The organism is Microbispora hainanensis (assembly GCF_006874475.1).
In the GTDB taxonomy this organism is placed as follows: domain Bacteria; phylum Actinomycetota; class Actinomycetes; order Streptosporangiales; family Streptosporangiaceae; genus Microbispora; species Microbispora hainanensis.
Window position 1 is genome coordinate 44,944 of the sequence record NZ_VIRM01000026.1, and the last position, 12,752, is coordinate 57,695.

Consider the following 12,752-nt stretch of genomic DNA (forward strand, 5'->3'; position numbering starts at 1 on the left):
AGCACTCTCGGCCGAGTGCCCCCTGACCTGCCCGTGCGGCTCAGACGGTGAGCAGGGTGCGGACGTCCAGGCCCGGGAGCCGGTCGCGGCCGGAGAGGAAGGACAGCTCCATCAGGAAGGACGCGGCCACGACCTCCGCGCCCGTCCTTCTGACCAGCTCCACGGCCGCCCCGGCCGTGCCGCCCGTGGCGAGGACGTCGTCCACGATCAGAACCCGGTCGCCGGGATCGAAGGCGTCGGCGTGCACCTCGATCGTCGCGGAGCCGTACTCCAGATCGTAGGACGCCGCGTAGGTATCGGCGGGCAATTTACCCTTTTTACGTACTGGGACGAACCCCGCGCCACTGCGGTAGGCCACCGGCGCGGCCAGGATGAAGCCCCGCGCCTCGATGCCGACCACCTTGTCGAAGGTCAGGCCGTCTCCGAGCTCGTCCACGACCTGGGTGAAGGCCGCGTGGTCCGCCAGCAGCGGCGTGATGTCCTTGAAGAGGATGCCGGGCTTGGGATAGTCCGGGACATCCCTGATGAGAGCCGTCCAGTCAGTCACGACGCCCAAGCCTAACGGGACAGGGGAACGCGCAGGCGCCCCCGGTACCGGCGGGTTCCGGGGGCGCCTGCGTCGGACGTGCCGGGGTCAGCGCTTCTTGCGCTTCTCCGTGGCGGCGGCCTGCTGCGTGCCGGCCGAGACGGGCTCCTTCGCGGCGGCCTTGGCCGCGGAGACCTGCTTGGCGTGCACCCGCTGGGCCAGCGCCTGCCACTTGGGCTCCCGCTCCTTCAGCGTGACCAGGATCGGCGTGGCCACGCACAGGGACGAGTAGGTGCCGACGATCATGCCGACGAACAGGGCCAGCGACAGGTCCTTCAGCGTGCCGGCGCCGAGCAGCGTGGTGCCGATGAACAGGATCGCCGCCACCGGCAGGATCGCCACCAGCGAGGTGTTCAGCGACCGGATCAGCGTGTGGCTGAGCGCGTTGTTGGCGGCCTGCGTGTAGGTCATCTTCGCGCTCGTGCCGAGCTTGCCGGTGACCTCCTTGATCATGTCGAAGACGACGACCGCGTCGTACAACGAGTAACCGAGGATCGTGAGGAAGCCGAGCATCGTCGCCGGGGTGACCTCGAAGCCCGACCAGGCGTAGACGCCTGCGGTGATCACGAGGTCGTGGACGAGGGCGACGATCGCCGCGAGGGCCATCCGCCACTCGAAGGCGACCGACAGGTACAGCATGATCGCGATCATGAAGACCGCGAGGCCGAGCCAGGCCTTCTGCGAGACCTCGCCACCCCAGGTCGCGCCGATGACCTGGGAGCTGACCTGGTCTTCCTTGATCCCGTACTTCTTGGCGATCGTGGTCTGGACCTTGGTCACCTCATCGCCCTTGAGGCTCTCGGTGGTGACCCGCCAGTTCGGACCGGCCTCCTGCACGATGACCTGGTGGACCCCGGCGTCCGAGACGGTCTCGCGGACCTGCTCGATGCTGGAGCCGGGCGTGCGCGTGAAGTCGAACACCGAGCCGCCGCGGAACTCCACGCCCAGGTTGAGCCCGTTCAGCGCCAGGCCGAGGATCGAGACGGCCAGCAGGAACACCGACAGGCCATACCAGATCTTGCGCTTGCCGACGAAGTCGATGTTGATGTCGCCGCGGTAGAGGCGGCTGATCACTCCCGGCATCACGCCTCCTGCAGGGTCTGCTCGGCGGGGCTGGTGCGGCCCATGCGCTCCGCGTCGAGTCCGGACAGCTTGTGGCCCTTGGAGAAGAACCGCAACCGCCCCATGAGGGACATCAGCGGCTTGGTGAACAGGAACACCACCACGATGTCGATGAGCGTCGTCAGGCCCATCGCGAACGCGAAGCCGGCCACGTCGCCGACCGCGAGGAAGTAGAGCACCACCGCGGCGATGAACATGACGGCGTCGGCGACCAGGATGGTGCGCCGGGCGCGCCGCCAGGCCACCTCCACGGCCGAGCGCAGCGTGCGGTGGCCCTCCTTGATCTCGTCGCGGATCCGTTCGAAGTAGACGATGAACGAGTCCGCCGTGATGCCGATCGAGACCACCAGACCGATGATGTGCGGCAGCGAGAGCCGGAAGCCGGCGTTGTGGCTCAGCACGTCCACCGTCAGGTAGGTGAACACGGTGGCCACGCACAGGCTGGCGATGCCGATGAGCCCCAGACCCCGGTAGTAGAGCAGCAGGTAGATCATGACGACGATCAGGCCGAGCGCGCCGGAGATGAGACCGCCGTTGAGCTGGTCCTGGCCGAGGGTCGAGGAGACCGAGACGACCGAGCTCTGCTGGAACTTCAGCGGCAGCGCGCCGTACTTGAGCTGGTCGGCCAGCTCGGTGGCGGTCGTCTGCGTGAAGCTGCCGGAGATCCGGGCGCTGCCGCCGGGGATGGCCTCCTCAATCGTCGGAGCGACGATGACGACGCCGTCCAGCACGTTGGCGAGCTGGTTGCGCGGGGCCGGCAGGGTCGTGATGCGCCGGGTGATGTCGGCGAACTGGCTGGCGCCCTTCGACTTGAAGTCGACCTGGACGATCCACTCACCGGTGGTGGGGTCGGTGCCCGCCTGCGCACCGCTGATCTCGGTGCCCTGCACCGCGGCCTTGTCCAGGATGTAACGGGCCGTGCCGTCGTCGCTGCAGGCGACGATCTGCTTGTTCGGGTCGTCCGGGGCGCCCTGACCGCGGTTCTTCGCGGTGCAGTCGATGTCGCGGAACTCGGTGAGCAGCGCCGGGTCGATGCCGCTGGTGTCCTGACCTGCCAGTGGGTCGCCCGTGTCCTGCGGCGCGGCCGTCGGCGTGGGGCTGGGAGCCGTCGCCGAGGGCGACGCCTTCGCCCGGTTGGCGCGGGCGGCTCCCGCCCCCGCCTTGCGGTGGTTCCCGGCCCTCTCCGAGGCGGTCGGGTCCGGCGACGGCGCGGTCAGCGCCTTCGACAGGGCGCGCCCGGCGGGCGTCGCGTTGCCGTTGGAGGCGGCGCCCTCACCGGCCGGCGTCGACGTGCCCTCGGTGGTCGCGGGCGTCGCCGTGGCCGAGCCGCTGGGCGTCGGGGCCGCCGTGGGCACCTCGGCCGGCTGGTTCGTGGCGGCGGCCACCGCGAGCACCTGCCGCATGCGCAGTTCGGCGGTGGTCGACACCAGCTTGAGGGCCTCGTCACGGCCCGCGCCCGGGATCTGGATCACGATGTTGTCGTTCGACTTCGCGACCTGGGCGTCGGAGATGCCGGTGCCGTTGACGCGCTGCCGGATGATCGTCACGGCTCGGTCGAGGCTCTCCTGCGACGGCGCCTTCCCGTCCGCCGTGACCGGCGAGAGCGTCACGGTCGTGCCGCCCGCGAGGTCGAGGCCGAACTTGGGGACGAACGCCTTCTGGAGGGCGACCGTCGCGCCCATGACGATGATGAGCGCAAGGAGCAGCAGGAGTGTGCGTCCCGGCTTGCTCTGGCTACTGGTCGGTGGGGCCACTGGAGGTCAGTTCTTTCGTCGAAAAAGTTGTGATCAGCCTACTCAGGACTGCTTGGTGCTCGTGTCGTCGCCGTTCCCCGTGTCGGTGCCCTCGGTCACGGTCTCCTCGGTCTCCGTCACCTCGTCAGCGGGGGTGATCACCCGGCCGATCGCCGCCTTGGCCCAGCGGGTCTCGACACCGGGGGCAATCTCCAGCACGACGTCGTCGTCCTGCAGCGCGACCACCGTCGCGAACAACCCCGTCGTGGTCATCACCCGGGCGCCCGGGGTGAGGGAGTTCTGCATCTGGACCTGTTCCTGCTGCCGCTTGCGCTGGGGGCGGATCAGGAGGAAGTAGAACACCACTACCAACAAGATCAGTGGCAGGAACGTCCCAAGCGGGTTGTTACCCACGGGGGCCACCCTTTCGTAACGTGATGAACCGGCCTGACGCCGGAGGTCTTGTGCGCTTCACACGCGGGCCACCGCGACTTCTCGCGTGTGCGGCCAGTCAAGCCACGCAGTGTATGCGAGCACGCAGAAGCCCGGCAACGAACCCACGGGCAGGCGGGCAGGAAAGTTCCCGTTTCATGGGCTTCGCAATCGGTCTGTTACCTCTTTGCCCCGGTTTCCGCTTACCGCGTTGGCGCCCGTCATTCAGGCGTCGTCGAAGAGCGAGGGCACCGCCACCGAGCCGACCGCGTCAGGAGGCGGGGTCATGCCGAGGTGCGCCCAGGCGGCGGCGGTGGCGACGCGGCCCCTCGGGGTGCGGGCCAGCAGCCCCTGCCGCACCAGGAAGGGCTCGGCCACGACCTCCACGGTCTCCGGCTCCTCCCCCACGGCCACCGCGAGCGTCGACAGGCCCACCGGGCCGCCGCCGAACTTGCGCAGCAGCGCGTCGAGCACGGCGCGGTCGAGCCGGTCGAGCCCCTCGGCGTCGACCTCGTAGAGGTTGAGCGCCGCCGCCGCGACCTCCCGGTCGATCACGCCCTCCGCGCGGACCTCGGCGAAGTCGCGCACCCGGCGGAGCAGGCGGTTGGCGATGCGGGGCGTGCCGCGCGAACGGCGGGCGATCTCGTGGGCGCCCTCGTCCGGCAGCTCGACCGACAGCAGCTTCGCGGAGCGTCGCAGCACCTGCTCCAGCTCGGTCACGTCGTAGAAGTCCATGTGGGCGGTGAAGCCGAACCTGTCGCGCAGCGGCGCGGGCAGCAGCCCCGCCCTGGTGGTGGCCCCGACCAGCGTGAACGGAGCGATGTCGAGGGGGATCGAGGTGGCGCCGGGGCCCTTGCCGACGACGATGTCCACCCGGAAGTCCTCCATGGCGAGGTAGAGCATCTCCTCCGCCGGGCGGGCCATCCGGTGGATCTCGTCGATGAACAAAACCTCGCCCTCGGTCAGCGTGGACAGGATCGCGGCGAGGTCGCCCGCGCGCTCCAGCGCCGGGCCCGAGGTCATCCGCAGCGGCGCGCCGAGCTCGGAGGCGATGATCATGGCGAGCGTCGTCTTGCCGAGCCCCGGGCCACCGCTCATGAGCACGTGGTCGGGCGGGCGGTTGCGGCGCAGGGCGCTCTCCAGCACCAGCGACAGCTGCTCGCGTACCCGGCCCTGCCCGATGAACTCGTCAAGGCGCCGGGGGCGCAGCGCGGCCTCGATCACCCGCTCGTCGCCCTCCGGTTCCGGCGACACGAGATCCCGCTCGAAGCTCACTCGACACCATCCGCTCGGCCTGCCGGGACCCGTCCGATTCCCGGTGAAACTTTCATGATCCCATCAGCCCGCCCTCCACCCCGTACGGCGGGCGAGGCACGGCCCGCCACGAGGTCACCGCACGCTCAGCGCGCGCAGGGCGGACTTGAGCAGCGCGGCAACCTGCGGGGCGCGGCCGGCCGCGAGCTCCGCCTCGGCCTCCGCGGTGACCGCCGCGACCGCCTCGTCGGCGTCCCTGGACGAGTAGCCGAGCCCGACCAGTCCCGAGTGGACCTGGTCGCGCCAGACGGGCGCGGCCGCCGCGCCGTTGATCGCGGCGTCGACGGCCGCCGCCGGGGTGCCGAGCTTGTCCTTGAGTTCGAGCACGATGCGCTGCGCGCCCTTCTGGCCGATGCCGGGCACCATCGTGAGGGCCTTGATGTCGGCGCTCGCCACCGCGACCCGCAGCGCGTTGGGCGCGTGGACCGCGAGCATGGCCAGGGCCAGGCGCGGCCCGACCCCGCTGGCCGTCTGGAGCAGCTCGAAGACCGTGCGCTCGTCGTCGGAGGCGAAGCCGTACAGCGTGAGGGACTCCTCGCGGACGACGAGCGAGGTGGACAGCCGGGCGGGTTCGCCGACCCGCAGCCCGGCCAGGGTGCCCGGGGTGCAGTGGACGAGCATCCCCACGCCGCCCACCTCGACCACGGCGCTGTCGGCTCCGATCGCCGCCACCTGCCCCGCAACGGATGCGATCACCGCGTGCTCCCTCCCCGGTCCTGACGCCCGGCCGCGACTTCGCCGGGTCTCCCAGTCCTACCAGAGCCCCCAGTGCCCCCAGTGCCAGTGGTGCCGGCACCGCCGGAACGGGCCCTGGCCAGGGCGTCGGCCAGGCGGTGCTGCACCCCGCCGCGCCAGACGTGGCAGATGGCCAGGGCGAGCGCGTCGGCCGCGTCCGCGGGCCTGGGCATGGCGTCGAGCCGCAGCAGCCGGGTGACCATCGTGCCGACCTGCTTCTTGTCGGCGTTGCCGTTGCCGGTGATGGCGGCCTTGACCTCGCTGGGCGTGTGCAGCGCGACCGGCAGCCCCCGCCGCGCCGCACAGACGATCGCGACGGCCGACGCCTGGGCCGTCCCCATCACCGTGCGGACGTTGTGCTGGGCGAAGACCCGCTCGACGGCGACCGCGTCGGGCCTGATCTCGTCGAGCCAGCGCTCGATCTCGGCCTCGATGACGACCAGCCGGGACCCGATGTCGTCGTCGGGCGGGGTGCGGACCACCCCGACGGACAGCAGGCTCAGCGGCGCGCCCGGACGGCCCTCCACGGCGCCGAGACCGCACCGCGTCAGCCCCGGGTCCACGCCCATCACCCGCAGTTGGGGCATCCGCACCGGCACGCCTCCCTGATCCCGGCGGCGCGGCCGCCGCTGCGCCGAACATCTGTTCGGTCGGTCACTCTATCGCGATCAGCGGCCGCGCGGGGGCGTCAGAAGTAGTCGATCATGTACGCGGTGCAGCCGAACGCGGCGTCCAGCGCGTCGTCGGTGTCGGGAGAGCCGCCGCTCAGCAGGCCGGCGCGGCGGAGGGTGGCCGTGGGGACGCCGGCGAACAGGGCCGACATCCCGCCGATCGTGAGCCGCGTCGCGTCGCCGCCGGCCCTGTCACCGCCCGTCGCGTCCCGCCGCGTCACGGACCCGGCGCCGCCGTCCACCCGCAGCAGCCACGGGCCCGCGTTGCCCGGGCGCAGGGCGTCCGTCACCTCGACGGGGATCTCGGCGCGGACTCCGGCGGGGAAGCCGCGCCCCTCGACCGCGGCGGGCAGATCGATCAGCCGGAACATCCACCGGGTCTGGCTGACCTCGTCCTTCGACCGCTCCCGCAGCATCCAGAGCACCGGGTCGGCCGGGTCCACGAACGCCTTCACCGACTTCGCGACGGTCGAGGCGCTGCCGACCATCGACCACAGGGCCCTGGCCGTCGCCTCCGACCCCGCGAGCAGGTTGTCGACCTCGATGTTCCCGTCGCTCCACCGATAGACGACGAACCCGTCCTCGGCCAGATAACAGAAGTCGTCGTCGTCCTCCAGCCACAGCCGCCAGGTCCGCTCGTCGAAGCTCAGCGGGCCGCTCGCGCGGGCGGCGGCGTGCACCCGGCCGATCAGGGCGACGACCTCGGCCGCGTCGGCGGGGCCCATCCGGCGCAGCTTGACCGTGCCGCCCGGGCCGGCCGCGCCGCCGGGCCCGCCGAGCGTACGCAGCGCCTCGGCGGGCACGGTGATCCGCTGGAGCACGCCGGCGTGCTCGTAGCCCGCGCTCCGGTAGACCGGCGTGGTGGCCGGGTAGAGCGCGGAGACCGCGTGGCCGAGCTCGGCGCAGCGCTCGATGGCCGCGTGCGTGAGCGCCCGGCCCACGCCCCTGCCGCGGTCCTCCGGCGCCACGGTCACGCCCGCCACGCCGCCCATCGACAGCGGGCGGCCGTGCCACCACTGGACGTACGGGTTGATCCTGGCCGTGCCGACGAGCCGGGGGCCGTCGAAGGCGCCCAGATAACGGCCCTCGGGCAGCATCGGGGAGACGAGCTTGCGCCAGGTCTCCGCGCCGCCGCCGGACAGCGGGCCGAAGGCGCGCCTGCGGTTGTCGAGGACGGCGTCCAGGTCGTCGCTGGTGAGATGACGGATTTCCACAACCGGCCAAGCTATGCGGGCCGCGGCGGCCTCTGCCACCGGTTTTCCGCCCACGCGGCGGCTCCGGGCCGGGCCCTGCGTCCATGGCGGGCCGAAGGCCCTGCGTCCATGGCGGGCCGAAGGCCCTGCGCCAACGTGGGCCGGGGGCCCGTGCCGGCCGGGGGCCGGGGGCCCGTGCCCGCCTCCGGCGTCAGGCGCCGACCTTCTCCATGACCTCGTCGCTCACGTCGAAGTTCGCCCAGACGTTCTGCACGTCGTCGCTGTCCTCGAGCGCGTCGATGAGCTTGAAGACCTTGCGGGCGCCCTCCTCGTCGAGGGGGACGTTGAGCGTGGGGACGAAGCTCATCTCGGCCGACTCGTAGTCGATGCCGGCGTCCTGCAGCGCCTTGCGCACGGGGATCAGGTCGGAGGCCTCGGAGACCACCTCGAAGCTCTCACCGAGGTCGTTGACCTCCTCGGCACCCGCGTCGAGGACGGCCATGAGCACGTCGTCCTCGGTCAGCGACCCCTTGGGGACGATCACGACGCCCTTGCGGTTGAACATGTACGACACCGAGCCGGGGTCGGCGAGCGAGCCGCCGTTGCGGGTCAGCGCCACGCGCACCTCGGACGCCGCACGGTTGCGGTTGTCGGTGAGGCACTCGATGAGGACCGCGACACCGCCGGGGGCGTAGCCCTCGTACATGATCGTCTGCCAGTCGGCGCCGCCGGCCTCGAGGCCGCCGCCGCGCTTGCGGGCCCGCTCGATGTTGTCGATCGGGACCGAGTTCTTCCTGGCCTTGGTGATGGCGTCGAACAGCGTGGGGTTGCCTTCGGGGTCGGGCCCGCCGGTCCTGGCCGCGACCTCGATGTTCTTGATGAGCTTGGCGAAAAGCTTGCCGCGCTTGGAGTCCAGCGCCGCCTTCTTGTGCTTCGTCGTCGCCCATTTGGAGTGGCCGGACATCGCCTAGAGCTCCCTCACCATTTCGACAAAATACGAGTGCACCCGCGCGTCGCCTGTCAGCTCCGGATGGAAGGACGTCGCGAGCAGCGGTCCCTGTCGGACCGCGACGATCCTATCCCCAGCTTCGGTGCGGCCCAGCACTTCCACGTCGGGCCCCAGGGACTCGACCCAGGGCGCGCGGATGAACACGGCCCTGATCGTCCCCCGCCCGGCGAAGTCGAGATCGGCCTCGAACGAGTCGACCTGGCGGCCGAAGGCGTTGCGGCGGACCACCATGTCGATGCCGCCCAGCGTCTCCTGACCCTCGATGCCCCCCTCGATCCGGTCGGCCAGCATGATCATCCCGGCGCACGAGCCGTAGGCGGGCATGCCCTCCTTGATCCGCAGCCGCAGCGGTTCGAGCAGCTCGAAGGTGACGGCGAGCTTCCACATCGTGGTCGACTCCCCGCCCGGGACGACCAGCGCGTCCACCGCGGCGAGCTCCTCCTGCCTGCGCACCGGCGTGGCGGTGGCGCCCGACTCCTCCAGGGCGCGGATGTGCTCGCGCACGTCGCCCTGCAGGGCGAGCACGCCGATCTTGGGTGCGGACGTCACGGTTTTCCTTCCTGTGGTGACCTGTTCAGCGTATGGCCACGGTCTGCGGGCCCAAAACGACGGACAGCCGCGTTCCGGCACGTTCTGTCAGGCACGGCCCAGCTTCGCGAGGGCGGGGAGAGCCCGGGCGATGGCCGTGCGCTCCTCGGCGGTCAGCTCGTCCAGCCGGCCGGACAGGTAGGCGATCCTGGCCCGCCGTACGGCCCGGAGGCGGTCGCGGCCCTCGTCGGTCAGCTCGACGGTGCGCACCCGCGCGTCGGATGCGTCGGTGCCCCGCGCGACGAGACCGGCCTCCTCCAGGCGGCTGACCTGCACGCTCATCGTCGGAAGCTGCACGCCGTGCTCCTCGGCCAGCTCGGTCATCCGGCGCGCGCCGTCCTCCAGGGAGCCGAGCACGGAGTATTGCTGGGAGGTGACCGGCTGCCCGGCCGTCGTACGGCGCAGCAGCATCACGATATGGCGCAGCTCACGTGACAGGTTCTCGGCGAGCCGTGCCGCGTCGTCGGTCGTCATGGCAGCCCACGATAACGGGGGCCGGGCCGGAGCCGGCGAGGCGGGCGGCGTCCCGGCGTTCGATGACGGCGGGCCGCTCCTCTTGGGCGCGGACGTCGTGCTCCGCGGACAGCAAGAACGCCCGGCCGGGACGTCCCGGCCGGGCGTCTGCGCCCTGACTTCCCTGTTGTCTACCAGCCGCGGTCTACCAGCCGCGCTCGGCGAGGCGGTGCGGCACGGGGATGTCGTCGACGTTGATGCCGACCATCGCCTCGCCCAGGCCGCGCGAGACCTTGGCGATCACGTCGGGGTCGTCGTAGAACGTGGTGGCCTTGACGATGGCGGCGGCGCGCTTGGCGGGGTCGCCGGACTTGAAGATGCCCGAGCCGACGAACACGCCCTCGGCGCCGAGCTGCATCATCATCGCGGCGTCGGCCGGCGTGGCGATGCCGCCCGCGGTGAACAGCACCACCGGCAGCTTGCCGGTCTTGGCGATCTCGGCCACCAGCTCGTACGGCGCCTGCAGTTCCTTGGCGGCGACGTACAGCTCGTCCTCGGGCAGCGAGGTGAGGCGCTTGATCTCGCCGCGGATCTTGCGCATGTGGGTGGTGGCGTTGGAGACGTCGCCGGTGCCGGCCTCCCCCTTGGAGCGGATCATGGCGGCGCCCTCGGTGATGCGGCGCAGCGCCTCGCCGAGGTTGGTGGCCCCGCACACGAAGGGCACGGTGAACTGCCACTTGTCGATGTGGTTGGCGTAGTCGGCCGGGGTGAGGACCTCGGACTCGTCGATGTAGTCGACCCCGAGCGCCTGGAGCACCTGGGCCTCGACGAAGTGGCCGATCCTGGCCTTGGCCATCACCGGGATGGAGACGGCGTTGATGATGCCCTCGATCATGTCGGGGTCGCTCATCCGGGACACGCCGCCCTGGGCGCGGATGTCGGCGGGGACGCGCTCCAGCGCCATGACGGCGACGGCTCCCGCGTCCTCGGCGATCTTGGCCTGCTCCGGGGTGACGACGTCCATGATGACACCGCCCTTGAGCATCTCGGCCATGCCGCGCTTCACGCGGGCGGTGCCGACGGCGGTGGTCTCGTTGACTTCGGGGGTGCTGCTGGACACGGTGCTACCTCACGACGGCGGGCCTACGGAATCCTCTCCATCGTAGGCGGTGGCCGATCCCGCACCTCACGCACCCGTATGTCAGAGTCGATCAGGCTTTTTGTCCATCACGGCGCAATTGGCTTGCGGGAGGCGAGCACGACCCAGACCTGGCCGCGGGCGAACGGCATGGGCGTGCCGTCGGCCATGGTGTAGGTGGTGCCCTTCTTCTCCGAGGAGCGCGACCACTTGATCCGGTAGGCCTGGCCGTCCCTGAGCACCACGCCGGTGCCCTTTCCCACCGTGTGCACGAGCGGGGTGTAGCTGCCGGTGAAGTCGTGGAACTCCGAGCGGTCGGTCTTCACCCACTGGATGACGATCGTGGGGGCGCCCTGCTGGCCGCCCTCGGCCGCCATGTCCTTCTCGCCGTCCTGCGTCACCAGCCAGCGCTTCTGCGACGCCGACCACGTGAACGTGAAGCGGGCCGCGGGATAGCGGACGCTGACGCTCTTCTGCGGCGTGCCCCCGGCCGGCGGCTCGTCGGAGAAGACGAAGCCGATGTCGCGCGCCTTGGTCGCCTGCGGCGCCTTGGCGAGCAGCTTCCTGGGACTGCCGACCAGGTTGTACGGCGCGACCCGGCCGGCCGCGCGGGTGTACGCCGCGGGGACCCGGCTGTCGGACACGTCGAACAGCGAGGCCTTCTGGACAAAGGGGATCATCTTCGTCTGCACGCCGGAGTAGGCCAGGGCGGGCTTGCCGAACATCGGGAGGATGTGCAGGTCGGAGATGCGGGCGCTGCGGACCGGCCCCACCTGGGCGGGCAGCTTCGAGGAGAAGATCGCCATGAGCCGGGTGAGCCCGCCTTCGACCTGCTCGACGAAGACGATGTCGGCGCTGCGCAGGCCCATCTGCGGCTTGCCCGCGTGGGTGTTCTCGATCTTCACGGCGAGCACCGGCTTGCGCGCGGCGATGGGGCGGCCCGTGAACGGATGCTCGGGAGGCGGCGTCGGAGTCGGGGACTCCACGACGCTGGCCCCCTGGGACTGGGCGACGGGCTTGTCGTCCCCCGAGCACGCGGCTCCGGTCAGGACGACCGCCATGGCCAGCGTGAAGCCGATCCCTGCCCGCACCGTATCCGCTCCTCCCGATGGAGAGCCCTCGCCACCAGGCACGACGGACCTGGCCCACGCGGACCCGTTGACCAGCATGGCAATGAATCGGCATGAGCTTACCGGGATTAGACCGAAATGCCCGACAAAAAGTGACTATCCAGTAGCGAGCGATTCGGGCGGTTCGTCATCGATGTCGAAGAAGCGGGGCGGATCGGTGTGCCCGGCCAGGCGCAGCGACCGCGCCAGCCAGCGCCGCTGCGCCGTACGGGTGACGGCGGCGGCGTTGTTGTAGAACCGGCGCGAGTAGACGACCTTGGCCACCGCCGTGTCCAGTTCCTCCAGCAGCGCGGCCCCCGCGGGATGCTCGGCCAGCTTCTCCCGGAACCGCTCCTGGTCGACCACCGCCCGCAGCGTCCTCGACAGGTCGCTCTCGGCGTGCTCGCGCTCGTCCGGCCCCGCCGTACGGGCCTCGTGGGCGGCCGCGGCGAGCACCAGCGACGTGGCGGGGTCGAGGATGCGCGAGCCGGCGAGCTCCAGGCAGACCGCGGCGCGGCGCAGCAGCGCGGCGTCGAGCGCGGCCTGGGCGGTCTCCAGGCGGATGTGGAGACGGTCGAGCCGCCCCGCCCGCCAGGAGACGTAGACCGCGAACAGCACGACGGCCACGGCCGCCACGAGGATCAGGGTCGTGGTCACGCCGGCACCTCC

Annotated in this window: 14 protein-coding genes; all 14 read right to left on the reverse strand. The window is 71.2% G+C overall.

Translation table 11 applies throughout. The features are described from left to right. Positions 1-40: 40 nt before the first annotated feature. The gene (locus FLX08_RS21215; protein ID WP_142620626.1) at positions 41-547 is read right to left on the reverse strand and encodes an adenine phosphoribosyltransferase; all 507 of its coding nucleotides are present in this window, start codon (positions 545-547) and stop codon (positions 41-43) included. 87 nt (positions 548-634) lie between these two features. Next, complete coding sequence (gene secF, locus FLX08_RS21220) at positions 635-1,669, reverse strand: protein translocase subunit SecF (RefSeq protein WP_142620627.1); 1,035 nt, start codon at positions 1,667-1,669, stop codon at positions 635-637. After that, a complete protein-coding gene (secD, locus tag FLX08_RS21225) occupies positions 1,669-3,462 on the reverse strand; it encodes a protein translocase subunit SecD (RefSeq protein ID WP_341874340.1) in 1,794 nt (597 codons plus the stop codon). Before secD ends, secF begins: the two co-directional genes overlap by 1 nt. Before the next feature lie 42 nt (positions 3,463-3,504). Next, a complete protein-coding gene (gene yajC, locus FLX08_RS21230; RefSeq protein WP_142620628.1) occupies positions 3,505-3,855 on the reverse strand; it encodes a preprotein translocase subunit YajC in 351 nt (116 codons plus the stop codon). 243 nt (positions 3,856-4,098) lie between these two features. Next, positions 4,099-5,148 (reverse strand): Holliday junction branch migration DNA helicase RuvB, encoded by a 1,050-nt coding sequence (gene ruvB, locus FLX08_RS21235; RefSeq protein WP_142620629.1) that lies wholly within the window; start codon positions 5,146-5,148, stop codon positions 4,099-4,101. A 114-nt stretch (positions 5,149-5,262) separates the two neighbouring features. Beyond that, a complete protein-coding gene (ruvA, locus tag FLX08_RS21240) occupies positions 5,263-5,883 on the reverse strand; it encodes a Holliday junction branch migration protein RuvA (RefSeq protein ID WP_142620630.1) in 621 nt (206 codons plus the stop codon). Continuing rightward, a complete protein-coding gene (gene ruvC / locus FLX08_RS21245) occupies positions 5,880-6,500 on the reverse strand; it encodes a crossover junction endodeoxyribonuclease RuvC (protein ID WP_142620690.1) in 621 nt (206 codons plus the stop codon). The genes ruvA and ruvC overlap by 4 nt, the downstream gene beginning before the upstream one ends. A 110-nt stretch (positions 6,501-6,610) precedes the next feature. Then, the gene (locus tag FLX08_RS21250) at positions 6,611-7,807 is read right to left on the reverse strand and encodes a GNAT family N-acetyltransferase (RefSeq protein WP_142620631.1); all 1,197 of its coding nucleotides are present in this window, start codon (positions 7,805-7,807) and stop codon (positions 6,611-6,613) included. A 190-nt stretch (positions 7,808-7,997) separates the two neighbouring features. Further along, positions 7,998-8,750, reverse strand: coding sequence for a YebC/PmpR family DNA-binding transcriptional regulator (locus FLX08_RS21255; protein WP_142620632.1), 753 nt, complete (start codon positions 8,748-8,750; stop codon positions 7,998-8,000). Between the two features lie 3 nt (positions 8,751-8,753). Further along, on the reverse strand, positions 8,754-9,344 hold the full coding sequence (pdxT, locus tag FLX08_RS21260) for a pyridoxal 5'-phosphate synthase glutaminase subunit PdxT (protein WP_142620633.1): 591 nt from the start codon (positions 9,342-9,344) through the stop codon (positions 8,754-8,756). An 87-nt stretch (positions 9,345-9,431) separates the two neighbouring features. After that, a complete protein-coding gene (locus FLX08_RS21265) occupies positions 9,432-9,857 on the reverse strand; it encodes a MarR family winged helix-turn-helix transcriptional regulator (protein WP_142620634.1) in 426 nt (141 codons plus the stop codon). A gap of 184 nt (positions 9,858-10,041) precedes the next feature. Beyond that, on the reverse strand, positions 10,042-10,956 hold the full coding sequence (pdxS, locus tag FLX08_RS21270) for a pyridoxal 5'-phosphate synthase lyase subunit PdxS (RefSeq protein ID WP_142620635.1): 915 nt from the start codon (positions 10,954-10,956) through the stop codon (positions 10,042-10,044). A 107-nt stretch (positions 10,957-11,063) separates the two neighbouring features. Further along, complete coding sequence (locus FLX08_RS21275; protein ID WP_142620636.1) at positions 11,064-12,065, reverse strand: DUF3048 domain-containing protein; 1,002 nt, start codon at positions 12,063-12,065, stop codon at positions 11,064-11,066. A gap of 135 nt (positions 12,066-12,200) precedes the next feature. Continuing rightward, complete coding sequence (locus tag FLX08_RS21280) at positions 12,201-12,740, reverse strand: hypothetical protein (protein WP_142620637.1); 540 nt, start codon at positions 12,738-12,740, stop codon at positions 12,201-12,203. Positions 12,741-12,752: the final 12 nt, after the last annotated feature.